Origin of the sequence: Ciceribacter ferrooxidans (assembly GCF_004137355.1) — a bacterium.
In the GTDB taxonomy this organism is placed as follows: domain Bacteria; phylum Pseudomonadota; class Alphaproteobacteria; order Rhizobiales; family Rhizobiaceae; genus Allorhizobium; species Allorhizobium ferrooxidans.
In genome coordinates, this window is record NZ_SDVB01000170.1 from 273,449 (window position 1) to 298,121 (window position 24,673).

General features: G+C 63.0%; 21 protein-coding genes and 2 tRNA genes. 13 read left to right on the top strand and 10 right to left on the bottom strand.

Going from position 1 to position 24,673, the window contains the following annotated elements; genetic code table 11:
* Positions 1 to 282: 282 nt before the first annotated feature.
* From EUU22_RS05705 to EUU22_RS05725, 5 genes are all read right to left on the bottom strand, one after another.
* Positions 283 to 3,126, bottom strand: a complete 2,844-nt coding sequence (locus EUU22_RS05705; RefSeq protein WP_129331089.1) for a valine--tRNA ligase — start codon at positions 3,124 to 3,126, stop codon at positions 283 to 285.
* A 151-nt stretch (positions 3,127 to 3,277) separates the two neighbouring features.
* Complete coding sequence (locus EUU22_RS05710) at positions 3,278 to 4,042, bottom strand: PopZ family protein (RefSeq protein WP_129331090.1); 765 nt, start codon at positions 4,040 to 4,042, stop codon at positions 3,278 to 3,280.
* A gap of 148 nt (positions 4,043 to 4,190) precedes the next feature.
* Positions 4,191 to 5,519 carry a TolC family outer membrane protein gene (locus EUU22_RS05715; RefSeq protein ID WP_129331481.1) on the bottom strand — a complete coding sequence of 443 codons (1,329 nt, stop codon included), beginning with the start codon at positions 5,517 to 5,519 and terminating at the stop codon, positions 4,191 to 4,193.
* 307 nt (positions 5,520 to 5,826) lie between these two features.
* Positions 5,827 to 6,498 (bottom strand): protein-L-isoaspartate O-methyltransferase family protein, encoded by a 672-nt coding sequence (locus EUU22_RS05720; RefSeq protein ID WP_439329126.1) that lies wholly within the window; start codon positions 6,496 to 6,498, stop codon positions 5,827 to 5,829.
* A 219-nt stretch (positions 6,499 to 6,717) separates the two neighbouring features.
* Positions 6,718 to 6,792, bottom strand: a tRNA-Asn gene (locus tag EUU22_RS05725).
* Between the two features lie 161 nt (positions 6,793 to 6,953).
* On the opposite strand from EUU22_RS05725, the gene EUU22_RS05730 reads away from it, so the two are divergent.
* From EUU22_RS05730 to sseA, 7 genes are all read left to right on the top strand, one after another.
* On the top strand, positions 6,954 to 7,232 hold the full coding sequence (locus EUU22_RS05730) for a PGPGW domain-containing protein (RefSeq protein WP_129331091.1): 279 nt from the start codon (positions 6,954 to 6,956) through the stop codon (positions 7,230 to 7,232).
* A gap of 128 nt (positions 7,233 to 7,360) precedes the next feature.
* Positions 7,361 to 7,434: transfer RNA gene (locus tag EUU22_RS05735), tRNA-Cys, on the top strand.
* Between the two features lie 107 nt (positions 7,435 to 7,541).
* Positions 7,542 to 7,988: a hypothetical protein gene (locus EUU22_RS05740; RefSeq protein WP_129331092.1), complete on the top strand. Its 447-nt coding sequence runs from the start codon at positions 7,542 to 7,544 to the stop codon at positions 7,986 to 7,988.
* 77 nt (positions 7,989 to 8,065) lie between these two features.
* Entirely contained in the window at positions 8,066 to 9,514 is a 1,449-nt protein-coding gene (locus EUU22_RS05745; protein WP_129331093.1) for a cryptochrome/photolyase family protein, read from the top strand.
* 139 nt (positions 9,515 to 9,653) lie between these two features.
* Entirely contained in the window at positions 9,654 to 10,691 is a 1,038-nt protein-coding gene (locus EUU22_RS05750) for a cysteine synthase A (protein ID WP_129331094.1), read from the top strand.
* A 9-nt stretch (positions 10,692 to 10,700) separates the two neighbouring features.
* Positions 10,701 to 11,438, top strand: a complete 738-nt coding sequence (locus EUU22_RS05755) for an alanyl-tRNA editing protein (protein ID WP_129331095.1) — start codon at positions 10,701 to 10,703, stop codon at positions 11,436 to 11,438.
* 18 nt (positions 11,439 to 11,456) lie between these two features.
* Positions 11,457 to 12,890, top strand: a complete 1,434-nt coding sequence (sseA, locus tag EUU22_RS05760; protein WP_129331096.1) for a 3-mercaptopyruvate sulfurtransferase — start codon at positions 11,457 to 11,459, stop codon at positions 12,888 to 12,890.
* Positions 12,891 to 12,906: 16 nt separating this feature from the next.
* On the opposite strand, the gene EUU22_RS05765 is transcribed toward sseA, so the two are convergent.
* Positions 12,907 to 13,737: a DUF4344 domain-containing metallopeptidase gene (locus EUU22_RS05765; RefSeq protein ID WP_165351096.1), complete on the bottom strand. Its 831-nt coding sequence runs from the start codon at positions 13,735 to 13,737 to the stop codon at positions 12,907 to 12,909.
* A 166-nt stretch (positions 13,738 to 13,903) separates the two neighbouring features.
* Here EUU22_RS05765 and EUU22_RS05770 point away from each other — a divergent pair, with 166 nt between their 5' ends.
* Positions 13,904 to 14,374, top strand: coding sequence for a DUF1203 domain-containing protein (locus EUU22_RS05770; RefSeq protein WP_129331098.1), 471 nt, complete (start codon positions 13,904 to 13,906; stop codon positions 14,372 to 14,374).
* Between the two features lie 105 nt (positions 14,375 to 14,479).
* Here the strand turns inward: EUU22_RS05770 and ald are convergent, their stop codons facing one another.
* Positions 14,480 to 15,598 (bottom strand): alanine dehydrogenase, encoded by a 1,119-nt coding sequence (gene ald, locus EUU22_RS05775; protein WP_129331099.1) that lies wholly within the window; start codon positions 15,596 to 15,598, stop codon positions 14,480 to 14,482.
* A 155-nt stretch (positions 15,599 to 15,753) separates the two neighbouring features.
* Between ald and EUU22_RS05780 the strand changes: the two genes are divergently transcribed.
* The 3 genes from EUU22_RS05780 (at position 15,754) to EUU22_RS05790 (ending at position 18,869) form a co-directional block, all read left to right on the top strand.
* Positions 15,754 to 16,215 carry an Lrp/AsnC family transcriptional regulator gene (locus tag EUU22_RS05780; protein ID WP_129331100.1) on the top strand — a complete coding sequence of 154 codons (462 nt, stop codon included), beginning with the start codon at positions 15,754 to 15,756 and terminating at the stop codon, positions 16,213 to 16,215.
* 93 nt (positions 16,216 to 16,308) lie between these two features.
* Positions 16,309 to 16,647 carry a PilZ domain-containing protein gene (locus EUU22_RS05785; protein WP_129331101.1) on the top strand — a complete coding sequence of 113 codons (339 nt, stop codon included), beginning with the start codon at positions 16,309 to 16,311 and terminating at the stop codon, positions 16,645 to 16,647.
* A 236-nt stretch (positions 16,648 to 16,883) separates the two neighbouring features.
* Positions 16,884 to 18,869, top strand: a complete 1,986-nt coding sequence (locus EUU22_RS05790) for a bifunctional 2',3'-cyclic-nucleotide 2'-phosphodiesterase/3'-nucleotidase (RefSeq protein ID WP_129331102.1) — start codon at positions 16,884 to 16,886, stop codon at positions 18,867 to 18,869.
* Positions 18,870 to 18,896: 27 nt separating this feature from the next.
* Here EUU22_RS05790 and EUU22_RS05795 read toward each other — a convergent pair whose 3' ends face one another.
* Positions 18,897 to 20,162, bottom strand: a complete 1,266-nt coding sequence (locus tag EUU22_RS05795; RefSeq protein ID WP_129331103.1) for a GGDEF domain-containing protein — start codon at positions 20,160 to 20,162, stop codon at positions 18,897 to 18,899.
* Between the two features lie 231 nt (positions 20,163 to 20,393).
* Positions 20,394 to 20,717: an HlyU family transcriptional regulator gene (locus tag EUU22_RS05800; RefSeq protein WP_129331104.1), complete on the bottom strand. Its 324-nt coding sequence runs from the start codon at positions 20,715 to 20,717 to the stop codon at positions 20,394 to 20,396.
* 102 nt (positions 20,718 to 20,819) lie between these two features.
* Here EUU22_RS05800 and EUU22_RS05805 point away from each other — a divergent pair, with 102 nt between their 5' ends.
* Entirely contained in the window at positions 20,820 to 21,863 is a 1,044-nt protein-coding gene (locus EUU22_RS05805; protein ID WP_129331105.1) for a glycerophosphodiester phosphodiesterase family protein, read from the top strand.
* On the opposite strand, the gene ilvA is transcribed toward EUU22_RS05805, so the two are convergent.
* Positions 21,856 to 23,106 carry a threonine ammonia-lyase gene (ilvA, locus tag EUU22_RS05810; protein ID WP_129331106.1) on the bottom strand — a complete coding sequence of 417 codons (1,251 nt, stop codon included), beginning with the start codon at positions 23,104 to 23,106 and terminating at the stop codon, positions 21,856 to 21,858. The genes EUU22_RS05805 and ilvA overlap by 8 nt on opposite strands.
* 100 nt (positions 23,107 to 23,206) lie before the next feature.
* Here ilvA and EUU22_RS05815 point away from each other — a divergent pair, with 100 nt between their 5' ends.
* Positions 23,207 to 24,661, top strand: coding sequence for a TrkH family potassium uptake protein (locus EUU22_RS05815; protein WP_129331107.1), 1,455 nt, complete (start codon positions 23,207 to 23,209; stop codon positions 24,659 to 24,661).
* The last annotated feature ends 12 nt before the right edge of the window (positions 24,662 to 24,673 follow it).

Consider the following 24,673-nt stretch of genomic DNA (forward strand, 5'->3'; position numbering starts at 1 on the left):
CTGACGTGCACGTAAGATATCAAAAACCAAAGAAAACAATTCTCAAAATTTCAAGATAACTTGGCTCATACGGGTATTTTTTTCCAGCATGAACACTGTCTGTTGCCTATAAAGCACACTCACAGATTTGTGAGGTCCACATCCGTTGAGACATCCCCCGACGCGCTTCGAGGCATATTTTCCTGCCGAATCAAATCGATAATGAGAAAGCCGCATGCCATTTCGGCATGCGGCTCCATCAAGACCCCACAAAATCTGGACGCCGCGGAGGATAGTCGCGACTCAGCCAGCTTCGGCCAATCGCTTCAGGGCCGTCCCGAGGCTCGCGCGCTGGATCTCCAGTTCGCCATAGCGTTCGCGTTCGGCGGCGACCACGTCCGGGTTGGCGTTGGCGACGAACTTCTCGTTGGCCAGCTTCGAGGCGATTCTGGCCATTTCCTGGTCGACCTTGGCGATCGCCTTCTCCAGCCTGGCCCTCTCGGCGCCGATATCGATCAGGCTTCCGAGCGGCAGGCAGGCAGTCGCTTCGCCGACGACGATCTGGGCGGCTCCCTTCGGAGCTTCGGACGCGAGCGCGATGCTCTCAACGCGCGCCAGCCGCTTGATCGAAGCCTCGTGACGCCGCAGGCGCTCCTGGGTGACGCCATTCGCCGCAACGACGACGAGCGGTGCAACGGCTCCCGGCGGCACGTTCATCTCGGCGCGCGCCGAGCGGATGCCGGAGACGAGATCGATCAGCCAGTTGATGTCGCTCGCAGCGCCTTCGTCGGCAAAGTCCGGTGCCGGCCAGGCCGCGTGGCAGAGCAGGGCTTCCCGTTCCCTTCCTTCACCCGCGGTGTGAGCCCAGAGCTCCTCCGTGATGAAAGGCATGAAGGGATGCAGGAGCTTGTAGGTCTCCTCCAGCACGTAGGCCGCGCAGGCCTGCGCCTCCTTCTTGGCAACCTCGTCCTCGCCTGCGAAGACCGGCTTCAGCAGTTCGAGGTACCAGTCACAGAACTGGTTCCAGACGAAACGGTAAAGAGCACCCGCCGCGTCGTTGAAGCGGTAGTTGGCAATTCCCTCCGTCACGTCGCGCTCAGTCCGCGCCAGTTCCGTCAGGATCCAGCGGTTGATCTCGAGTGTCGTCGTTTCCGGCAGGAAGTGCGGATCGTTCGCCGCGCCGTTCATTTCGGCGAAGCGGGTCGCGTTCCAGAGCTTGGTGCCGAAATTGCGATAGCCGGCGATGCGGGCGGGGTCGAGTTTCACGTCACGCCCCTGCGCCGCCATGATGGCCAGCGTGAAGCGCAGCGCGTCGGCGCCGTATTCATCGATCAGCTGCAGCGGATCAATGACGTTGCCCTTCGACTTCGACATCTTCTGGCCGTTCTTGTCGCGGACCAGGGCATGCACATAGACGGTATGGAATGGCTCGACCGGCGTTCCGGTCTCGTCCTTCATGAAGTGCATTCCCATCATCATCATCCGGGAAACCCAGAAGAAGATGATGTCGAAGCCGGTGACCAGCACGTCCGTCGGATAGTACTTGGCGAGCGCCTCGGTCTTCTGCGGCCAGCCGAGCGTCGAAAACGGCCAGAGCGCGGAGGAGAACCACGTGTCGAGCACGTCCTCGTCGCGTGTCAGGATCTCGCCCGGAGCAAAGTTCTCGAGCTTCTCCTCGACCCACGCCTTCCATGGGCCCTCGTGGGAGATATAGTGCTGAATGGCGGCGTGCAGAGCGTCCTCTTCGGTCTTCTCGACGAAGACCTGGCCATCCGGGCCATACCAGGCGGGAATTTGATGTCCCCACCACAGCTGGCGCGAGACGCACCAGGGCTGGATGTTCTCCATCCACTCGAAATAGGTCTTTTCCCAGTTCTTCGGGACGAATTTCGTGCGGCCTTCGCGAACCGAGGCGATCGCCGGCTTGGCGAGCGTCTTGGCGTCGACATACCACTGTTCGGTCAGCCGCGGCTCGATCGGCACGCCGCCACGGTCACCGTGCGGCACCATGTGCTTGTGCGGCTCGATCCTGTCGACCAATCCTTCAGCCTCGAGGATCTCGACAATCTTCTTGCGGGCGGCGAAACGGTCGAGCCCTTCCAGTTCGGACCAGACCATCTCCTGCTCGCGGGTCGGCGTCAGCCCTTCGAGGAAGTCGTCATTGCCGACGATGCCGACCGTCGCGTCGACGTTCAGGATGTTGACCATGCTCAGGCCGGCCCGCTTGCCGACCTCGAAGTCGTTGAAGTCATGCGCCGGCGTCATCTTGACCGCGCCGGTGCCGGCGGTCGGGTCCGGATATTCGTCGGCGACGATCGGAATGCGACGTCCGACGATCGGCAGGATCACGTGCTTGCCGACGATCTCCTTGTAACGCGCATCGTCCGGATGGACGGCGACACCGGTATCGCCGAGCATCGTCTCGGGGCGGGTCGTCGCGACGACCAGATAGTCACGCGTCTCCCATTCGGTCGGGTTGCCGTCTTCATCGAAGGCGACCGGATGCTGGTAGGTGACGCCGTCTTCCAGCGGATAGCGCAGGTGCCAGAGATTGCCATTCACTTCGATCTGCTCGACCTCGAGGTCGGAGATCGCCGTCAGCAGCTTCGGATCCCAGTTGACGAGACGTTTGTCCTTGTAGATCAGCCCTTCCTTGTAGAGGCTGACGAAAACCTCGACGACCGCCTCGGACAGACCCTCGTCCATGGTGAAGCGTTCGCGCGACCAGTCACAGGAGGCGCCGAGACGACGCAGCTGGTTGAAGATCAGGCCACCGGATTCGTTCTTCCATTCCCAGACCTTCTCGACGAAGGCATCGCGACCCATCTCGCGCCGGCCGGGGAGCTGACGCTCCATCAACTGGCGCTCGACGACCATCTGCGTGGCGATACCGGCATGGTCCATGCCCGGCTGCCACAGCACGTCCTTGCCGCGCATCCGCTCGAAGCGGATCATGATGTCCTGCAGCGTATTGTTGAGCGCATGGCCCATGTGCAGCGAACCGGTCACGTTCGGCGGCGGTATGACGATTGTGAAGCTGTCCTCGCCCGCCTGGGCATTGGCGCCGGCGCGGAATGCGTCCGCGTCCTCCCAGGCCTTGGCGATTTTCGGTTCGACTGTCGTGGCGTCGTAGGTTTTTTCGAGCATTTCCTGACCAAACCCAGAAAGCGTTGAAGGGATCAACACGATTGATGTCATTTAAGCGGTAAACCGGACGGGGCCGCCAGTGTCAACAAGAAAGCCGCCCCGGACGCCGGAGCGGCCCCAAGCGGCCTGTCTCTGTCTTCGTTGCTGAAAATCAGCGGCGCGGGCCGCGCGCGACCCGTTCGATCTCCTCGCGCACCAGCCGTTCGACGAGCGTCGGCAGGTTGTCGTCGAGCCATTCCTGCAGCATCGGGCGAAGCATCTCTTCCGCCATCTCGTCGAGCGAGCGACGCTGGCTGCCGTCGATCGCCTCGGCGAGTTCGCCGAAGGAACGGGCGACCTGCTCGTGCGTCTCCGCCGAGACGAGCGCCTTGCTCTCGCTCTCCGCCGACGGGCCGGCCGGCTGCTGTATCTCGACGACGGTCTCTGCCTGCACATCTGCCGCAACGAACGTTTCTGCCGGCCCGGCGGCATTCCCGACAACGTCCCGCTCGGGCTCGACCTGCGGGACGGACGAACGAAGCTCGGCCATGCGGCTCGTCATCACCGGGCTGACGGAGGGCGATGCCTCGACGGGGCGGCCGACTGCAGGTTCGGGCACATGCTGTTCGACGCGCTCGTTGGACGAGCGGACGCGGGCGGCGAGATCGGCAAGGGAAATGTTCTTCGGGGCCGGCTTTTCGGCCGGCTCGACAGCCTGGACGGACGCGGCGCCCCGGTCGTTTGCGGGATACATGACGGGTGCGGCTTCGTCGATCGCCAGCGCAAGATCGTCGTCACCGTCCTCGTCTTCGTAGACCGGCGGCAGGGAGGCGGAATCCAGCTTGGCGCTTTCCGGATCGCTGCTCTCGATGATCCGGCGGATCGATGCCAGGATCTCTTCCATCGACGGTTCACGCGCTACGCTTGGCTGAGCCATATTCTTCCCCGTTTTCCCTGAAGATTCAATTGTCGGCACGGCGACCGATCATTGATTCGTTCTCACCTTAGGATACTCCTCAGGTGAAAAAAATCACGCCGCAGGCTCGCTTCGGCGTGATGCACAGGTTTATTCAGGAGGAAAGGTCTCAGCGGCCGTCGACGGTTCGCAGGCCGATCCACTTGTCCTTGACCGCCTCGTAGTGCACCTCGGACCGGTATTCGGCGACCTCCAGCCCCTGGCTCTGAACCGTCAGCTTGCCGGATGCGGCGAGAACCGAATAGCTCGCGACGACCGCGTTGCGCTGGTAGCCAACGAGGCTCTCCTTGGCCTGAAGCACGGTATCCTGGGCATTCAGGACGTCGAGCGTCGTCTTCTGCCCGACATTCCGCTCCTCGATGACGCCCTGGAGCGCGAGATTGGCGGCGCTCAACTGCTTGCGTGCGGCCGAGATCGCCGCGGTCGCGGCCTGCATCTGCGCATAGGCCGAAGTCACCTGCTGGAGTACCGCCGCGCGTGCCGAGTCGACCATGATGCGCTGCTCGCCCAGCGTCTCCTTCGCCTGACGGATGCGACCGAATTCCGCACCGCCCTGGTAGAGCGGCACCTTGAGCTGCGCGGTGATCGAGGCGCTCGAATAATCCGTATCGCTGGAGCTCGTATTCGACGTCGTATGACGGCCGACATTGCCCTCGATGACGACACCGGGAAGCAGCATGCCCTCCGCCGACTTCACCTGATAACCGGCGGCATCCACCGCGTGCAGGGCGGCGAGAACCGACGGATGCTCGCGGATCGCCGAGGCGGCCGCAGCATCTAGGCTCGACGGCAGCGCCTTGCTCGCCGGATTGGGCTGCTTGATGCCGGAGGGGCTCTCGCCGACGACCTGCACATAGGTCGCCTCGCTCTGCTTCAACTGGGCGATCGCCGCGGCGAGAAGCGCCTGCGCGCCGGCAAGCTGCGCCTCTGCTTGGCTGACGTCGGTGCGCGTACCCTCGCCCACTTCGAGACGGGCGTTGGCAGCGTTAAGCTGCTCCTGCAGGAAGGCGAGGTTCTGCTTGCGGATGACCACGATCTGCTGGTCGCGGGCCACGTCCGCATAGGCCTGTGCGGCGGCGAGCAGGATGGATATCTCGTTGGCCTTCAGGTTTTCGCGGCTGGCGAAGACGCCTGCTTCCGCTGCGCGAACATTGTTCAGCGTCTGAAATCCGTCGAAGATCATCTGCGTGATCGAGAGGCCGACGTCCGTCTGATTGTAGTCATTGGTGTAGCCCGACGGCATGCCGCTCATATGACTGACCGACAATTGCGTCGCCGAGGCCGTTGCCGCGACCTGGGGCCGCATGCCCGCCTTGGCGATGGTGACGTTTTCGTCGGTCGCCCTCAGGCGTGCCCGCACGGCGTTGAGATCCGGGTTGTTCTCATAGGCCTTTGCCATGGCGCCGAAGATCGTCTCGGCGGCGGCCATTCCCGGCATCAGCGCCAGAACGGATGCCAGAGTAGCGGCACATACGGTCTTTCGAATGAACGACACGGGACATCAACTCCAAATTTTTCCGCCGATCCGACGCCGTCCTCGACCAAAACCTTGGCTTTGATTCCGAGCCGTCGCGGAAACTCCCTCACCTAGATGACCCGACGCTCGCAAAGCTGCAACCCGGACCGCTCCGCCGCAAAAAGAAAACCGATGCGACGTTGCCAAAAAACAACATGCGGCATCGGTTCAATCAAAGGCAATTCGGGACGGCTGCGCCGTCCCCCGGCCAATATGTCGCAGGTCCGGTTCAGAAGACGAATTCTGCGGCCTTGCGGAAGCCCGGCAGCGGTTTCACCGACGTGTTGAAATGCTCGCTGAAGGAGGACACGCCGTGGGCGCGGACATAGAGCCGCGCGCGGGCGGCGTTGCCGTAGCCGACGACAGCGACCAGTCGGCCGCCTTCGTGGAGCTGGGACAACAGCGTCTCGGGCACTTCCTCGACGGCGCCGTTGATGAAGATGACGTCATAGGGGCCCTCGCCGGCATAGCCCTTTTCGAGTTCGCCGGTCACCACGGCCACGTTGTCATAGCCGAGTTCGGAAAGCGTTGCAGTCGCGTTCGCCGCGAGCGTCCCGTCGCACTCGACGGCGACCACGGAGCCGCCAACCTGCGAGAGAATCGCCGCTGCATAGCCTGCGCCACAACCGATTTCCAGGACAACGTCGTCCTTGGTGATCGCGGCAAGCTGGACGAGCTTGGCGAGCGGCGACGGCTCCATGATGTAGCGGGGCGGGTTGCCGTCCTGGGCGGGCGCGACCTGCAGATCCTCGTCGATATAGGCGAGCGGCTTCAGGTCAGCCGGTACGAATGCCTCGCGCGGTACCGTCAGGAACGCCGAAAGCACGGAATGCGACGTCACATCGGTCGTGCGTATCTGGTTGTCCACCATCTTGGTGCGTGCAGCTTCGAAGTCCATCATGATTGTCGTCCCACTTGCGGCCGGGTGTCTGTCTCTCGGCGTGTCTTAATTGCAGGAAGGCCCGCTTTCAAGGCTTCCCCTCCGGGATCAGGGGAAATCGCGACGAACTGACCTCGAAACCCCAGACAAAGCGGAGGAGAGAGCCGGCATGGGAGGCAAAAACAAAGGCCGGTTCGGATACCGAACCGGCCTTGCATTCAGCAATTCTGCTGAAGAATCTGGCTCCCCGGGCCGGATTCGAACCGGCGACCTGTCGATTAACAGTCGAATGCTCTACCGCTGAGCTACCAGGGATCACCGCTCGCCGCGGCGTGAGGGGGCTAATACAAATGCTTGCTCGATTTGCCAAGCGGTTTTTTCAAAAAAATGCCGTCCCCTTGTTCAATTCTCCTCAGTACCCATCTTTTCCCCAGGCAGGACAAGGTTTTGGCACCTTTCGGTTATATAGGTAGCAAATGGCCGAAAAGAAATATCGCATCGACAGGGAGAAAGGACGCCTGATCCTCGGGCGGCTGGAACTGCCCTTTCCCCGCTCGCGCAACGGGCGCGTTGCCGTGGGCTCCGGCCTCGTCGCCGGAGGTATCCTGGGTTTCCTCCCGGTTCTGGGCTTCTGGATGATTCCGCTGGGGCTGCTGATCCTGTCCCAGGAACTGCCCGCCGTACGCCGGCGCAGGCGCAAGGCCGCGATCTGGTGGCGCAAGCGCTATCCACAGGTCAACCGCGCAGGGCGCTGACGTCCCCTTCGCTCTCTCCCGAGACGAGGGCACCCGACAAAAAAACATGTCCGCGCGGTGGTTCCCCCTTGCGCTCGTCTTTGATCCGTTCTAAACGCCCGTCACCACTCGCTTTTAAAGCATCGGACGGCCTCGTGGCGGAGTGGTTACGCAGAGGACTGCAAATCCTTGCACCCCGGTTCGATTCCGGGCGAGGCCTCCACCGCTTCCAAATCTCCTTATCTTTCCCGTACCTGAACGGACCAAATCAGGTCCGTCATTTTTTGCACGTCTTTCCCTTCCCAGCTGTTCGCGCCGAGGAACATTCCCGTGCCCGATGCGTTTGGCGGTGCCGGCGTGCGCACCCCCCTGAGGCGCGACGGCAAAAAACGGCATCGTTCCCCGCTTCCCTCCCCCGGGAAGCGGGGTTTGCCATTTAGGGTTTCCCGAGCGGATCAAAAAATCCGTTCCAGCTGGAACAAAGAGGCCGGCGGCGCGTTTGTCGCGATCGCCGGGCCGCACCATCCACCTTGTGCGGTCCTGCGAGGTTGCTCCCAGCCCAGTCTCTACTCGGAGACGGAACAACTTGCGGCGGGTATGAACCCGCCGCATTTTTCGTTTCTCGCCGGCTCGCGAAGGAAGCCCTTCGGAACAATCCCTGTCCGCGGCCATTCTTCTCCGGAACCTGCGAAGGAGAAAACGATGAACCAGCTCATCTATCTTGTCGGCCTCGTCGTCGTGGTGATCGCAATCCTGTCCTTCTTCGGCTTCGCCTGAACACATGCATCAGGCCGTAGCCGGTTCGCCTCGCGTCCCGTATAAGATGCCGAGAGCAGCAAAGGGCGAAACGGCAGATGCACGATGCAGGCGGCACCCCGGTCATTCTCTGGTTCCGCAAGGATCTGAGGCTCGGCGATAACCGCGCCATCGCCCATGCTGTGACGACCGGACGGCCGGTGCTTCCCCTCTATATCCATGAGCCGAACAACGGGCCGCTCGGCCGCGCGCAGTGCTGGTGGCTGCACCATTCACTTGTCGCCCTCACCCGCTCGCTGGAGAGACTGGGAAGCAGGCTTCTGCTGCGCAGCGGCCCTCCGAAAGCCGTTCTCTCGACGCTGATTGCAGAAAGCGGGGCGACCGAGATCCTGTGGAACCGGCGTTACGATCCCGAGGGAATCGAAACCGATTCGGCCCTGAAGGCCGCGCTTCGTGCCGACGGGATCACCGCCCACAGCTTCCCGGGACAACTGCTGCACGAGCCGTCGCGGATGAAGACGGGCACCGGCGGCTTCTATCGTGTCTACACGCCCTTCTGGCGCGCCTTCGAAAGCTCCGGGGAGCCCGAGGAGCCGCTCCCGCCGCCGCTCGCCCTGCCCCCGCCGGACGTATGGCCGGACACCGAGACGCTCGATGACTGGCACCTCCTGCCGACGAAGCCGGATTGGGCCGCGGAGTTCCGCAACGTCTGGACGCCGGGAGAGGCGGGCGCCCAAAGACGGCTCCAGGATTTCGTCAAGGCCGGGCTTCAAGGCTATGCCGTCCGCCGCAACTTCCCCGCCGAACCGCATGTCTCCATGCTCTCGCCGCACCTCGCTCTCGGCGAAATTTCGCCGGCACAGATATGGCGCGCGACACGCGTGCTTGCCGGCGATGTACGTGTGGAGGACCTTACGAGCCTCCGCAAGGAGCTGGTCTGGCGGGAGTTCAGCTATCACCTGCTCTTTCACTTCCCCGAGCTGGCACGACGCAACTTTTCGGAAAAGTTCGACGGCTTCCCGTGGCGGAACGATCCGGAAGGGCTGCAGCGGTGGCAGCGCGGCGAAACCGGCTACCCCATCGTCGACGCCGGCATGCGACAGCTCTGGCGGACCGGGTGGATGCACAACCGGGTGCGCATGATCGTCGCCTCCTTCCTCGTCAAGGACCTGCTGATCGACTGGCGGGAGGGCGAGCGCTGGTTTCGCGACACGCTCGTCGACGCCGATCCGGCGTCGAATGCCGCGAGCTGGCAATGGGTCGCCGGCTCCGGAGCGGATGCCGCACCCTTCTTCCGCATCTTCAACCCGATCAGCCAAGGGGAGAAGTTCGATCCCGACGGCGCCTATGTGCGAAAGTTCGTGCCCGAGCTGAAGGCACTCCCGGACAAGTTCATCCACAAGCCCTTCGACGCGCCGCTTCCAGTGCTCGAAGACGCCGGCGTTTCCCTCGGCAAAACCTATCCACTGCCGATCGTCGACCACAAGGCGGCGCGCGAACGGGCGCTCGCGGCCTTTCGCGGGCTCGCCGGTCCGTCGGCCGGATAGATCGCGCTCGCGGCCAATCGCCCGCAAAGCACGGTTTTTCTATGCCGACGCTCCGCCGCGGAACCGAATTCCTTGTCTTCTTCGTCTTGAGATTTGAAAAGTCGCTCCTTAATCTTCCGACAGAGAGAAGGCTCATCCCATGGCATTTCATCCCTCCGTCCTCGAGGCGATCGGTAATACGCCGCTCATCCGGCTGAAGAACGCCTCGGAGGCGACCGGCTGCACCATTCTCGGCAAGGCGGAGTTCCTGAACCCCGGCCAGTCGGTCAAGGATCGCGCCGCGCTCTACATCATCCGTGATGCCGAGAAGAAAGGCCTGCTCGCGCCCGGCGGCGTCATCGTCGAAGGGACGGCCGGCAATACCGGCATCGGCCTCACGCTGGTCGCCAAGGCGCTCGGCTATCGCACGGTGATCGTCATCCCCGAAACCCAGAGCCAGGAAAAGAAGGATGCGCTGCGTCTTCTCGGGGCCGAGCTCGTCGAGGTTCCGGCCGTTCCGTACAAGAACCCGAACAACTATGTGCGGCTCTCCGGCCGCCTCGCCGAACAGCTGGCAAGGACGGAGCCGAACGGGGCGATCTGGGCGAACCAGTTCGACAACACGGTGAACCGCGACGCCCATATCGCGACCACCGCGCGGGAAATCTACGCGCAGACCGAAGGCAAGGTGGACGGCTTCATTTGCGCCGTCGGCTCGGGCGGCACGCTGGCCGGCACCGCCGCCGGGCTGCGGGAGTTGAAGCGTGACGTCAAGATCGGCATCGCCGATCCCGAGGGTGCCGCTCTCTACGAATACTACCGGAACGGCGAATTGAAGTCCTCCGGTTCCTCGATCACCGAAGGTATCGGTCAGGGCCGCATCACCGCCAATCTCGAAGGCTTCACGCCGGACTTCGCCTATCAGATCCCGGACTCCGAAGCGCTGCCGATCATCTTCGACCTCGTGCAGCAGGAAGGGCTCTGCCTCGGCGGCTCGTCAGGCATCAATATCGCCGGCGCGATCCGCCTTGCCCGTGAGCTCGGTCCGGGGCATACCATCGTGACCATGCTCTGCGACTATGGCAACCGCTACCAGTCCAAACTGTTCAACCCCGCCTTCCTCGCGTCGAAGGCCCTGCCGCTCCCCGGCTGGCTCGAGACGACGACAGAATTCGACCTGCCCTTCGAGACCGCATAGGGAGAAACCATGCCGACCACCGCCCTCTACCGCGACGATTTCTATCTTTCGACCTGCGAGGCGGTGGTGACGGCGGTCAACGAGGACGGCAGCATCGAAACCGACCGGACCTGCTTCTACGCGACCTCCGGCGGCCAGCCGGGTGACACGGGCTTCCTGGAACGCAGCGCCGGTTCGAGGATCGCACTCGACGTCACGCGGCACGGCGCGACAAAGGACATCATCCTTCACATGCCGGCAGAGGGGCAGGCTCTTCCGGCGGTCGGCGAAACGCTCGTCATGCATGTCGACTGGCCGCGTCGCTACAAGCTGATGCGCATGCACACGGCCTGCCACCTGCTCTCCGTCGTCTGCCCCTTCCCGATCACCGGCGCCGCCGTCGGCGAGGACGAGTCGCGTGTCGATTTCGACATGACGGAGACGATCGACCGCGACACGGTGACGAAGGACCTGATGCGGCTCGTCTCTGAAAACCATCCGATCTTCGTACAATGGATCACCGACGAGGAGCTCGTCGCCAATCCGGGCATAGTCAAGTCGAAGAACGTCCGCCCGCCCGTCGGCATGGGCCGGGTGAGCCTCGTCTGCATCGGCGAAGACTCCGCCGTTGACAGCCAGCCCTGCGGCGGCACACATGTTTCCGAGACCCAGGAGGTCGGGGCGATTCATATCGCCAAGATTGAAAAGAAGGGCAAGGAGAACCGCCGGTTCCGCATCCGTTTCGGAACGCCGGACGCCCTTGCCTGACGGCAACGGGAGAAAACCATGCCTGCGGAGAAAAGCCGCTTCGTCGTGTCCGCCGATTGGGTGGAAAAACAGCTCGGCGCCCCCGAATTCAAGATCGTCGATGCGTCCTGGTACCTGCCCGCACAGGGCCGCAACGGTGCTGCCGAATACGCGGCCGGGCACATTCCCGGCGCCGTCTTCTTCGACCAGGACGTCATCGCCGACCTGACGACCGGATTGCCGCACTCGCTTCCCTCCCCGGAACTCTTTGCCGAGGAGGTCGGCAAGCTCGGCATTTCGGCGACCGATACGATCGTCGTCTATGACGGCCCCGGCATTTTCTCCGCGCCGCGCGTCTGGTGGATGTTCCGCGTCATGGGTGCCCGCAACGTTTACGTGCTCGACGGCGGCCTCGACGGCTGGAAGGCGGAAGGCCGGCCGCTCGAGACGGACCTGCCCGAACCCGCGCCGGCCAACTTCGTCACCAACTTCCAACGCGATCGCCTGACCTCGTTCGAGGAAATGCAGGAGATCGCCGACAACGGCTCGCGTCAGATCGCCGATGCCCGACCGGCCGGTCGCTTCACCGGCGACGAGCCCGAACCGCGCGAGGGGATGCGTTCGGGGCACATGCCCGGCGCCCGCAGCGTACCGGCGCTTTCGCTCTCCGAAGGCGGACACCTGAAGGACCTCGCCAAGCTGCGCTCGATTTTTTCCGATGCCGGGATCGACCTCACAAAGCCGGTCGTAACAAGCTGCGGCTCCGGGGTAACGGCGGCGGTGATAACGCTCGCGCTCGAGTCTCTCGGCCATCGCGACAACACGCTTTATGACGGTTCCTGGTCGGAATGGGGTGGCCGCGGCGAAACGCCGGTCACCACCGGCCCCGCCGGACCCGTTGCGCCGAGGGCGCACGGTCCACTTCGCGCCCACGTTACACGCCTCGAAATGACCGCGCCGCCGAAGACGAGCCTGCCCGTGCCGGTCAATATCCAGACGGCGATCATGCGGGCGGTCGAGATTCCGCTGCCCTTCTACCGCTTCCTGCAGCGCCAGGTCGGCGGGCGCTGGCACTGGCACGCACGACTGCGGATGAACGACGCGGAGCTGCGCGCGATCGTCCACGACCCGAAGGTCAGCATCAACGTTCTCTATGTCAACGGAGCGCCTGCCGGCTTCTTCGAACTGGCACAGAAGAACGATGACGTCGTGGAGCTGTCCTACTTCGGCCTGATGGAGCACGTGCTCGGCATGGGCCTCGGCAAATGGTTCCTGCTGCAGGCGCTCTATCTCGCCTGGCAGAACGATCCGAAGAAGGTGACGGTCACAACGAACACGCTCGACCATCCGCGCGCGCTGCAACTCTACCAGCGCTTCGGCTTTTCGCCGGTCGAGACCTTCGACGCGCTGGTCGAGCCGCTCACCGAGGAAGAGCTGCTTCAGATGATCCGCCGGGACGCGGCCTCCCGGTGAGGCCGCGCGGCGTCCGTCATTCCGCCTTGTTCAGCAGGTAGTCGGCAATCAGCGTCATGTGCATCTGCGCGAGCTCGTAGCAATAGGTGAGCTCGCGTTCACCCGGATGCCAGAAGGCGTTCGGCTGGCCGCAGGCCTTGGCCGTGACGCGGATTCCGTCCTTCAGGTTATAACTCTCGGCGAACACGTCCCGCACGACCTCGAGCAGTCCCGCCGACTGGATCATCGAGGCGTAGGCCGCGAGCTCCTCGTCGGCGACCTTTTCGTAGGTCACCTTCATGTCGGCCTTCTTTCCGTCGGCCCGATTGTACGGTGCAAGCAGGCTCATCCAGCTTTGTGCGGTCTGCGCGTATTCGACCGCGCATTCCTCACGCCGCTCCTGAGGGAAGTCGATCGAGTCGGCAAACTGCTTGAAGCCCTCGGCGTCGTTGCCGACCATCATGCAAACCATCTGGTAGGCGCGCTGCTCGTCGAGCCCGTGACTGTCCCAGAAAGCGAGCTCGTCACCGTTCTCGGCGCTCTTGTCGCTCGCGAGGAACCAGCCATCGGCCGAATCGGTGATCGCCTGGTCGAGCGTCTCGTCATGGGCCTCGAGAAGCAGGATGGACGACAATGCGTCGACGGCATCCTCCTCACGGCCGAGTACCGGCACGCCGAGTTCGGAAACCAACATGTGACCGGCTTCGTGGAAAAGAACGAAGATCGCGTTGCCGGTGACGAAATTGATCGCCTCGGTCATTTGCTCGTCGTTGAGCTTCCCGAGATCGAGCACCTCTTCCGACCGCGCGGCATGAGGCGTCGCGAACGCGACGCAGGCGAGCGCCGCATACATCAGTTTTCTGAGCATAATTCCCCCGAATTCTACAGCCCGTCTACTTTGCATAATGCATCCGGGCACGGGGCGGCAATCTGCGGAAACAACCAAATTTGGGCCGAATTTTCCGCAATCCGGCAGGAAACGGGTGGTTCGGGAACGTCCTAGGCGGAAAATGGTGCGATCGAAAGGAGACACCATGTCCATGATCCGATTTTCCGCCCTACCGTCCACCGTCGCAGCCGGATATCGTGAGGGAGAAGCCGACGCCTATGGCCTCACCCCGGAACGACGCATTTCCGATGGTGGCGGCGTTCCCTGCCGTCACTGTCTGCGCCTGGTCGGCGCCGGCGAGCCTTACCTCACTCTCGCGCACCGCCCCTTCCCCGCACCCCAGCCGTATGCGGAAACCGGGCCGATCTTCCTGCATTCGGAGGCCTGCGAACGTCATGAAGGCGGAGATGCGCTGCCGCCGATCCTGCGGCACCCGAGCTACATCCTGCGCGGCTACGGCGACAACGACCGGATCGTCTACGGCCCCGGCGCCGTCGTCCCGCGCGAGGAGATCAGGCAGTATGCCGCCGAGCTTCTCGAACGGAGCGAGATCGCCTACGTGCATGTCCGGTCGGCGACCAACAACTGTTACCAGTGCCGTATCGACCGGGTGTGAGTAAAACGCGAACGACCGGCCAGAGACTGGCCGGTCGTAAAATGCGCAGCGACGTTCCGTTGTTCTTACGTGACGGAATGCGCGTTGCGGACGCGTCGGTTTACGTTACGCGACGTTCAGCACCATCTCCGGCGCGTGCATCTCGTAGCCGAGCGCATCCGCGACCGGCCGGTTGGTGATGCGGCCGCGATGTACGTTGAGGCCATTGCGCAGGTGACGGTCTTCGGCGAGGGCCCGCAGGCCGCGATCGGCGAGCGCAAGACCGTGCATGAGCGTGGCGTTGTTCAGGGCCTCGGTGGACGTGACCGGAACAGCGCCGGGCATGTTGGCGACGCAATAGTGGACGACGCCATCGACTTCGTAGGTCGGGTGCGAATGCGTCGTTGCGTGCGAGGTCTCGAAGCAGCCGCCCTGGTCGATGGCAACGTCGACGATGACCGCCCCCTTCTTCATGCCCGAAAGCATTTCGCGGGTGACGAGCTTCGGCGCAGCGGCACCCGGGATCAGCACGGCGCCGATCACAAGGTCGGCGGCGAAGACGGCCTGTTCGAGGCTGTCGATCGTCGAGTAGAGCGTGCGGACACGACCAGCGAAGATGTCGTCGAGTTGGCGCAGACGCGGCAACGAGCGGTCGATGATGGTGACTTCGGCGCCGAGGCCAGCCGCCATACGGGCAGAATGCAGACCGACGACGCCGCCGCCGATGACGGTGACCTTGCCCGGAAGTACGCCGGGAACGCCGCCGAGCAGCACGCCGCGGCCGCCATGGGCCTTCTGCAGTGCCGTGGCGCCGGCCTGGATCGCCAGGCGACCGGCGACTTCCGACATCGGAGCGAGCAGCGGCAGGCCGCCGCGCTCGTCGGTCACGGTTTCGTAGGCGACGGCGGTAACGCCGGATTCGAGCAGACCCTTCGTCTGTTCCGGATCGGGAGCGAGGTGAAGGTAGGTGTAGAGGATCTGGCCTTCACGCAACTGCACCCATTCCGACGGCTGCGGTTCCTTGACCTTCACGACCATGTCGGCACGGGAGAAGATGTCCTTGGCCGAACCGACGATCTCGGCACCGGCCGCGATATAGGCATTGTCGTCGGCGCCGATACCGCCGCCAGCGCCCGTCTCGATCAGTACCTTGTGGCCATGCGCCACGTATTCGCGCACGGCACCGGGCGTCAGCCCGACCCGGTACTCGTGATTCTTGATTTCCTTGGGGCAACCTACGAGCATTTTCGTTCCTCTCTTGCCGGCGTTTTCGCCTCGGGTGATTTGACCCCAAATTTGAAACACCGACGGCGCAAAATGTCCTTGCAAATTTCAATTTTGACCAGCATTAATTTCGCGCATTATTGCTGGAATAGAGGAATATTTCGAAGGATGTTCGAATGCACGAGCTAGACGCGATTGATCTTGCGATTTTGAAAGCGCTTCAGCAAAACGGCCGCATGACGAATGCCGAGCTCGCCGAAAAGGTCGGGCTGAGTGCCTCCGCCTGTTCGCGGCGCCACGACATCCTCGAGCGATCGGGTGTGATCAGCGGCTATCACGCGCGGCTGTCGAACAAAGTACTCGAATATAAGATGATCGCAATCGTGCACATCTCGCTTTCGGGTCAGTTCGCGAAAACACTCTCCGATTTCGAGGCTGCGGTAAAGCGATGCCCGAACGTCCTCGTCTGCTATCTCATGTCCGGTGAATACGACTATATCCTCCGGGTCGCGGCGAAGGATCTGGAGGACTACGAGCGCATCCACCGCGACTGGCTGTCGGCCCTGCCTCATGTGGTCAAGATCAACTCCAGCTTTGCGCTCCGCGAGATCATCGACCGGCCGAACGTCGGCCTTTGACGCATATAACGACAATTTTAGCGGCAAGATTCAACGACCGGCAAAGAACTCCTCCTAAGGTTGCGCGTCCAGGACAACCTTTTCGGGGGAAACATGACGAAATCCAATCTGAACATGGAGACGCGCCGGGCATCGCGGCAACGCTGCCGGGTCGACAGCAAGGTGAAGTATCTGCAGCAGGAGGCCAATGCGCGGATGGTCGACGTCTCGCGCACGGGGCTCGCGCTCGAACTCGCCACACCGCTCCATGCCGCTACGGGCAGTATCGTACAGATCCAGAACGATCACCTGGGGCTGATCGAAGCCACGGTGCGCTGGCGCAAGGCGAGTCGTCTCGGCGTCGAAGTGATCAACACGAGCAACACGCTCGCACAGATGTCGGCCTACTTCCGGCATTTCCACAAGGAAGTCCGCCCGGTTCTGACCCGCTGATCGGCCGGGAAAGGCATACAGTGGCGCATCCCGCCGGTGAAGGATCATGTTCGCCGGGTTCGGCGAAACTGCGCCCTGTATGCTGCGCCATCTGCATGCCGGTGAAGAGTGACGCCGGCGGCTACCCACAAGCCAGGGGTACAACCGACACATGCCTGTCATTTTCCGGATGCACTTGTCCCTAAACGGCTCTAGTCTTGCCCGTCGCGAAGACAGCCTCCGGAGGAAGACCCCACATGTCCCTGTCTGATCTGCATCCCATTTCCCGACGCAGCCTTCTCGGAGGCTTCGCAGCAACCACAGCCCTCATCGTGCTCCATCCCTTCGCAGCCCGGGCGAACGGCAACCAGGCGCATCTGCGGCTCATGGAAACGACGGACATCCACGTCAACGTGATGCCCTACGACTACTACGCCGACAAGCCGAACGACACGATGGGGCTTGCCCGTACCGCCTCGATCATCGATTCCATCCGTGCCGAAGCCGGGAACTCGATGCTGATCGACAACGGAGACCTGCTGCAAGGCAATCCGATGGGCGATTACATGGCCTATGAAAAAGGCATGAAGGCCGGCGACCTGCATCCGGTCGTCAAGGCGATGAACACCCTCGGCTACGATTGCGGCACGCTCGGCAACCACGAGTTCAACTACGGCCTCGACTTCATGTTCAACACGCTGGGGGGCGCGAACTTTCCGATCGTGTGCGCCAATCTCACGAAGGGCATGCTGGCGGACGATCCCAGGAAGGACGAACTCCATTTCAAGCCGTACACCATCCTCGACCGCAAGATCCGTGATGGCGCCGGCAACGAGAACCCGATCCGCATCGGCTTCATCGGCTTCGTTCCGCCGCAGATCATGGTGTGGGATGCCAAGAATCTCGAAGGCCGGGCACAGACCCGCGACATCGTCGAGGCGGCGCGCGCCTGGGTTCCGGTAATGAAGGAGGAAGGTGCCGATCTCATCGTCGCACTTTCCCATTCGGGCATCGACGGGCACGGCCAGAGCGAGCGCATGGAAAACGCCTCACTCTATCTCGCCGGCGTCGAGGGCATCGACGCGGTCTTCACCGGCCACCAGCATCTGGTCTTCCCCGGTCCGAAGACCTGGGATGACGTACCCGGTGCAGACCCGGTCAAGGGGACGCTGCTCGGCAAGCCGGCAGTGATGGGAGGATTCTGGGGCTCCCACCTCGGCCTCATCGACCTCCTGCTGGAGAAGGACGGCGCAAGCTGGAAGATCGTCGACTTCACCTGCGAGGCGCGGCCGATTTATCACCGCGACGACAACCGCAAGATCGTCGCCGACGTATCCGACAAACCGGAGATCGTGGCCGCCGTCACCGCCGAGCACGAGGCCACGCTGCAATATGTCCGCACGCCGGTCGGCAAGACCTCGGCGCCGCTCTACTCCTATTTTGCGCTGGTCGCGGACGACCCGTCGGTGCAGATCGTCTCGAATGCGCAGACCTGGTACATCCGGGAAATGCTGAAGGATTCCGAATACAAGGACTACCCGGTCCTCTCGGCGGCGGCCCCCTTCAAGGCCGGCGGGCGTGGTGGGTCGGACTACTATACCGACGTCGCCGCCGGTGATATCGCGATCAAGAACGTCGCCGACCTCTATCTCTACCCGAACACGGTGCAGGCAGTGCTGGTAACCGGCGAACAGGTCAAGAACTGGCTCGAAATGTCGGCCGGGATGTTCAACCAGGTGACGCCCGGCGCGAAGGACGCGCCGCTCCTCAATGCGCACTTCCCGTCCTACAATTTCGACGTGATCGACGGTGTCACCTACCAGATCGACCTCGCCCAGCCGCCGAAATACGACGGCGACGGCAAGGTCATCAATCCGGACGCGAACCGGATCGTCAACCTGCAGTTCGGCGGACAGCCGATCGATCCCGGCCGCAAGTTCGTGGTGGCGACCAACAACTATCGCGCCGGCGGCGGCGGCAAGTTCCCCGAGATCGCGGCAGACAAGGTGATCTTCGTCGCGCCGGACACCAACCGCGACGTCATCGTCCGCTACATCGTCGACCAGGGCGAGATCAATCCGTCGGCCGACGACAACTGGTCCTTCGCTCCAAACCAGGGGGCCACGGCGATCTTCGAGACAGGGCCGAAGGGTCGGCAATACGCCAAGGACGTCAGGGGCGCGAAGATCGAGGACGCCGGCGACGGAGAGGAAGGGTTCGCAAGGTTCCGGCTGATCCTCTGAAGCTCGGGCACGAGACCGGCGGCGGCCTCAGATGCCGCTGTCCGGCCTTCCTTCCGTGCGGTTGCGGCCGGCATTCTTCGCCCGGTAGAGGCGGTTGTCGGCGGCGGCGAGCAGACTGGTGAAGTTCGCACCATCCTCCGGTGCCGTCGCGACGCCGATGCTGACGGTGATGGGCTCGCCGCCGTGGTCGCGGATGCCTGCGGCGATCTCCTGTCGCATGCGCTCCGAGATCAGCAGCGCGTCGGCGTGATTGGCCTCCGGCAGAACGACGACGAATTCCTCGCCGCCGTAGCGAAACAGCAGGTCACCGGTGCGGGTGCCGCGATGTAGCTCGTCGGCCACCTCGCGGAGCACGCTGTCCCCGTGGAGATGGCCGAAGCGGTCGTTCACCGCCTTGAAGTGGTCGACGTCGACGATCACGACGCTTAGCGCCTTGCGGCGCTCGGTCGATTCCCGCAGCAGGCGTGGTGCCTCGATCTCCATGCGCCCGCGGTCGAAGGCGCCAGTGAGCACATCGCGCCCGGTTCGCGCCAGCAGGTCCTCGTAGCGCTCGCGAAAGGTCAGGTCGGTGAAGATGTCCCGAATCGGACGGCGCGCCAGCACCATGCCCGGATCACGAAAGAATGCTTGATATAGCGCGAACATCGCCGAATAGAGGAGCGCCGCCACCATCTTGGCTTTCCAGCCACCCCAGAACACGGCCGCCGGTGCATCGTAAAGATAGGCGAGCAGGCCGTAGAAGCCGACTTGGTCGAAGGTAAGCACGAGCACGCTGCTTGCAGCGACCCTGCCGATCGTCGGACCGGGGAACAGCCGGCCGATCCGCTCGTAGAGCAGGATGATTGCAAGCGAGTCGATGTAGAGAAGAGCCGTTCCCCAAAGCATCAGCAGGCCCATCTCGCGGAGGAAGGCCACGTCCGCCGTCTGTCCGGGCGTCAGCGAAACCGTGTGGTGGAGCAGCAGCAACTGGGCGATGATCAGCGTTACCGCGTTGCCGATGAACAGGCCGTAGATCGGCTGGCGAACGGTTGCCGCATCCTCCTTGATGTAGAGCATCAGGATCATCACCAGCTTGCCTGCGAAGAAGATCGACGAGCCCGGCGAGACGATACCGATCGGCAGATCGACGTAAAAGACGGCGGCCAGGTACGTTTCGACAAAGTGCATGACGCCCAGCGCGGTCAGGAAGACGCCGAGTCCGATGCGGTGACGAAAGTGAAGGAGAGTGGTCAGCAGGGTGAAGTACAACACCGCCTCAACCACGAAGAGCGCAAAATTCGTGCTCTGATTCATCCCCGTTTTGCCCCCTTGTCCCGACGCCTTCAGCCGAGCCGCGCGGCTGCCATGCAGCACCGCTCCGGCGAATGCACCGCGAGTCGCTATACCCTAGCGTACTTCTGGATTTGAAGATCGTCTCGGCGCAAGCCGCAAAACGTCAAGAACGTCCGAATCCCTCGACTGTTTTGCAACAAAACCGTCGCTGCGTTCAAAGCGGGAAAAGGCCGTGGGATCGAATGCCGGCCGTCAGACCGGGCGCGACTTGACGCCGTCTGCGAAGAGTGACGTTCCGTTCTGATCGATGATCTGGCGCGCTTTGCGGAAGGTGCATTCGAGAGCATCGTCGGCGGACGTGAAGACGTCCGCCCGGATGAAGGTGCGCTCCAGCGTTTCCCCGTCGACCACCTTTTCGATGCGTCCGGCCAGACGATACTGGCTTCCTTCACGGATCGGAGCCGCATGAATGGTACAGCCGGCATGAGCCTGAGGTTCTGCGCCGGCCGTCGGGGCAGTCTTGTCCCTGGATGCGCCGGAGAAGGCCGAAAAGATGTTCGAGAAGAATGATGCCATGCGCTCTGGTTAGCATATCCGCGCGGCACGAAGAAGGCCCCCTGACCACCGAAATGCGGGATTTGGGGAGAGGCTCGTGGCGAAACCGCTCCGGGAGACGTCATGATTCGCCTCACGCTGATCGCCTCGACCGTCGTGATCGCCCTCCTCTGGGGTGCGAACACCAGCCTGTTCTCGGCCTTTCCCGAAGGAGATGCACCACGCCTGCTCGCTCATCGCGGACAACACCAGATTTTCGACCGTGAAGGACTGACCGCCGAAACCTGCACGGCAAGCCGCATCCTGCGGCCCGAACATGCATTCCTGGAAAACACCATTCCCTCGATGCGCGCCGCCTTCGACGCCGGCGCCGCCGTGGTCGAACTCGACGTGCACCTGACGCCCGACGGCGCCTTCGCCGTCTTCCACGACTGGACGCTCGACTGCAGGACCGAGGCAAGCGAGGTCACCGAGGAGACGCCGATGGCGCGACTGAAGCGGCTGGACATCGGCTACGGCTATACCGCCGACGGCGGCGCGACCTTCCCCTTCCGTGGTCGCGGCATCGGCATGATGCCGACGCTGACCGAGGTTCTCGACACGCTGCCGGAGGGGCGATTTCTCGTCAATTTCAAGAGCCGCCGCGCCGAAGAGGGCGAGACGCTGGCAAGGCTGCTGAATTCAAATGCCGCCTATCGCGCGGCGGTGTTTGCCGTCTACGGCGGCGGCGAACCGACCGAGGCTGCCGTCGCGGCGGTGCCGGGTCTCCCAGGCTACAGCGCTCGGAGTGCGAAGGAATGCCTGCTCGGCTATCTGGCGCTCGGCTGGACCGGTTACATGCCTGCAGCCTGCCGTGACACGCTCGTGCCCGTGCCGGTCAATTACGCTTTCCTGCTGTGGGGCTGGCCGGAAAAGTTCTACAACCGCGTCCGCGCGGCAGGCTCCGACGTCATCCTGCTCGGAGCCTACGAGAAAGGCGACACCGGCAGCGCCGGTATCGACGACGTCGCGACGTGGAGCATGGTGCCCCCCGGCTTCCCGGGTTTTATCTGGACCAACTGGATCGAAAAGGCCCGCACCTATGCCGAGGAAAGCGGCTTCTGTGCAAAGTCCAGCGAAGGCGGGGCCTGCCACTTCGGCACCCTGCCCTCGTCCCCGGTCAGATGATGAGGTTGGCGAGAATCTCGTTCTCGGTAATGTCCTCGAAACCGAGCCCCGCCCCTTCGAAGCGACCGACGAGTTCCTGGAAGTTCCGCCGGTCCTTTGTCTCGATGCCGATCAGGATGGAGCCGAAGTTGCGCGCAGACTTCTTCAGGTATTCGAAGCGGGCGATGTCGTCGTCGGGTCCGAGCAGGTTCAGGAAATCGCGCAATGCGCCGGGTCGTTGCGGCAGCCGCAGGATGAAGTATTTCTTCAGTCCCGCATAGCGCATTGCGCGTTCCTTGACGTCCGGAAGGCGTTCGAAATCGAAATTGCCGCCGGTGACGATCGCCACCACGGTCTTGCCCTCGATCACCTCGCGCGGCAGCAGTTCGAGGGCGGCGATCGACAGCGCGCCGGCCGGCTCCAGCACCACGCCTTCGATGTTCAGCATGTCGGTGATGGTGACGCAGATGGCATTTTCCGGTACCACCTGCACCTGTTCGGGAGCAAAATGCTTCAAGGCGGCGAAATTGAGATCGCCGATCCGGGCGACCGCCGCGCCGTCGACGAAATTGTCAACCCTGGCGAGCGTCACGACCTCGCCGGCTTCGAGGCTCTTCCTGAGGCTCGGCGCTCCGGCCGGCTCCGCAAGCAGAAAGGCCTCCGGCCGCAGGGTATCGGAGAGATAGCCGGTAATCCCGGACGACAGACCGCCGCCGCCGACCGGAATGGCGACGAGGTCGAGCGTTTCGCCCTCCGGCAGTTGTTCCTCGATCTCGGCGGCGACCGTCGCCTGCCCCTCGATGATGTCGGCGTCGTCGAACGGCGGCACCATATGGCCGCCGATCGCCTCCACGTGTTCGCGCGCAGCCGCATAGCACTGGTCGAAGATATCACCGAAAAGACGGATGGTGATGAATTCGCCGCCGAAGATGCGGGTTTTGTCGATCTTCTGCTGCGGCGTCGTCACGGGCATGAAAACGACGCCCGGGACACCGAAATGGCGGCAGACGAACGCAAAGCCCTGCGCGTGATTGCCGGCCGACGCGCAGACGAAGGTGGTATTGCCGCCGCCTGCGGCGATGACCTTGCGGAAGAAATTGAAGGCGCCGCGAATCTTGTAGGAACGGACCGGCGTCAGGTCTTCCCGCTTGAGGTAGACCTTCGCCCCGAGCCTCGCGCTCAGGTGCTCGTTGAACTGCAGGGGAGTTGCCGGGAAGATCTCCCGCATGGCCTCTGCGGCCGCCCGCACGTCATTGCGCGTCACGTTATCCATCCATTGAAAAATTACACTTCTCCCGCTATGGCATATGCCCATTGCGGAGACAAAGGTTCTTTCCGCGGCACCGCGAAACGGGAACGCCTCATTGAACGCAAGCCTTTTCCGCTTCTCGATATACATCGCCGCCATCTGCGGTCTCTATCTTGCAACGGCGATGCTCATCCCTTCGATGGTGGACCTCTATTACGGTCATGCGGACTGGCGAGTTTTCGCGCTCTGCTCCTTCATGGTGGGCGGTCTCTCGCTGATGACGGCGATGGCGACCCGCTGCCCGCCGCCCGTCTTTACCAAGCGGCTGGGTTTCCTGCTCGTCAACCTGCTCTGGGCCGTCTTTTCGCTGGTCGGCGCGGTCCCTTTGATGTTCGCAGGCCCGGGCCTTACCTTCCCGCAGGCGCTGTTCGAGGCAATTTCCGGCATCACGACGACCGGCTCCAGCGTTATCGTTGGACTGGACCACATGCCGCCGGGCCTCCTGATGTGGCGCTCGCTGCTTGCCTGGCTCGGCGGCATCGGTATCGTCGCGCTCGGTCTCTTCGTGCTGCCGTTCCTGCGAGTCGGCGGCATGTCCTTCTTCAAGATGGAATCCTCCGACATCGCCGACAAGCCGTTCGCGCGGCTCGCCACCTTCACCCGGGCCTTCTTCGGCATCTATGTCGGCATCACGGTCGCCTGCATGATCGCCTACGATTTCGCCGGGATGAGCCATTTCGACGCGATCAATCACGCCTTCACCACCGTTGCGACGGCGGGCTTTTCCACCCATGACGCATCCTTCGGCTACTTCCGAAGCGATCTCATCCTGTGGGTATCGACCTTCTTCATGGCGGTGTGCAGCCTGCCCTTCTCGATCCTGATCGTCTTCATCGTCCGCGGTCGTCTCGATTCGCTGCGAGACCCGCAGATCGTGGTCTTTCTAGGTTATCTGGGGGCATTCGCCCTCGCGACGGCGGTCTACCACCACCTCGTCAACGCCGTCGAATTCGACAGGGCGCTCACCCACGCCTTCTTCAACTTTTCTTCTCTTCTCTCCACGACCGGCTTCGCCAGCGAAGACTATACGCTCTGGGGGCCCTTCGTCGTGATGGCCGCCTTCTTCGCGACCTTCATGGGCGGATGCTCGGGCTCGACTGCCGGCGGCATCAAGTCGTATCGCTTTGTCATCCTCGCCAACATCGTCGTCATCGGCCTGAAAAAACTCATCTATCCGAGCGCCGTCTATTCGGTCCGTTACGGCCGGCAGACGGTGGAGCCGGAAACCCAACGCACGGTCTTCCTCTTCTTCAGCGCCTATCTCTTTCTCTGGGTCGTGGGATCGATGGCCATGAGCGCTTTCGGCTACGATTTCCTCACCGCAACCTCTTCCGTCATCACTGCTCTGTCGAACGTCGGCCCGGGGGTCGGCGAGGTCATCGGTCCTGCCGGCAATTTCTCGACGATGAATGAGCCGGCGCTCTACCTGCTCTCGCTGATGATGCTGCTCGGGCGCCTCGAGGTGCTGACCGTCCTCGTGCTGCTGATGCCCGTGTTCTGGCGCACCTGAAGACGGCCTCTT

Coding starts and splice junctions, on each gene's coding strand:
- EUU22_RS05705 (WP_129331089.1), bottom strand. CDS start 3,126: ATGCTCGAAAAAACCTACGACGCCACGACAGTCGAACCGAAAATCGCC.
- EUU22_RS05710 (WP_129331090.1), bottom strand. CDS start 4,042: ATGGCTCAGCCAAGCGTAGCGCGTGAACCGTCGATGGAAGAGATCCTG.
- EUU22_RS05715 (WP_129331481.1), bottom strand. CDS start 5,519: ATGCCGGGAATGGCCGCCGCCGAGACGATCTTCGGCGCCATGGCAAAG.
- EUU22_RS05720 (WP_439329126.1), bottom strand. CDS start 6,498: ATGATGGACTTCGAAGCTGCACGCACCAAGATGGTGGACAACCAGATA.
- EUU22_RS05730 (WP_129331091.1), top strand. CDS start 6,954: ATGGCCGAAAAGAAATATCGCATCGACAGGGAGAAAGGACGCCTGATC.
- EUU22_RS05745 (WP_129331093.1), top strand. CDS start 8,066: ATGCACGATGCAGGCGGCACCCCGGTCATTCTCTGGTTCCGCAAGGAT.
- EUU22_RS05750 (WP_129331094.1), top strand. CDS start 9,654: ATGGCATTTCATCCCTCCGTCCTCGAGGCGATCGGTAATACGCCGCTC.
- EUU22_RS05755 (WP_129331095.1), top strand. CDS start 10,701: ATGCCGACCACCGCCCTCTACCGCGACGATTTCTATCTTTCGACCTGC.
- sseA (WP_129331096.1), top strand. CDS start 11,457: ATGCCTGCGGAGAAAAGCCGCTTCGTCGTGTCCGCCGATTGGGTGGAA.
- EUU22_RS05765 (WP_165351096.1), bottom strand. CDS start 13,737: ATGCTCAGAAAACTGATGTATGCGGCGCTCGCCTGCGTCGCGTTCGCG.
- EUU22_RS05770 (WP_129331098.1), top strand. CDS start 13,904: ATGTCCATGATCCGATTTTCCGCCCTACCGTCCACCGTCGCAGCCGGA.
- ald (WP_129331099.1), bottom strand. CDS start 15,598: ATGCTCGTAGGTTGCCCCAAGGAAATCAAGAATCACGAGTACCGGGTC.
- EUU22_RS05780 (WP_129331100.1), top strand. CDS start 15,754: ATGCACGAGCTAGACGCGATTGATCTTGCGATTTTGAAAGCGCTTCAG.
- EUU22_RS05785 (WP_129331101.1), top strand. CDS start 16,309: ATGACGAAATCCAATCTGAACATGGAGACGCGCCGGGCATCGCGGCAA.
- EUU22_RS05790 (WP_129331102.1), top strand. CDS start 16,884: ATGTCCCTGTCTGATCTGCATCCCATTTCCCGACGCAGCCTTCTCGGA.
- EUU22_RS05795 (WP_129331103.1), bottom strand. CDS start 20,162: ATGAATCAGAGCACGAATTTTGCGCTCTTCGTGGTTGAGGCGGTGTTG.
- EUU22_RS05800 (WP_129331104.1), bottom strand. CDS start 20,717: ATGGCATCATTCTTCTCGAACATCTTTTCGGCCTTCTCCGGCGCATCC.
- EUU22_RS05805 (WP_129331105.1), top strand. CDS start 20,820: ATGATTCGCCTCACGCTGATCGCCTCGACCGTCGTGATCGCCCTCCTC.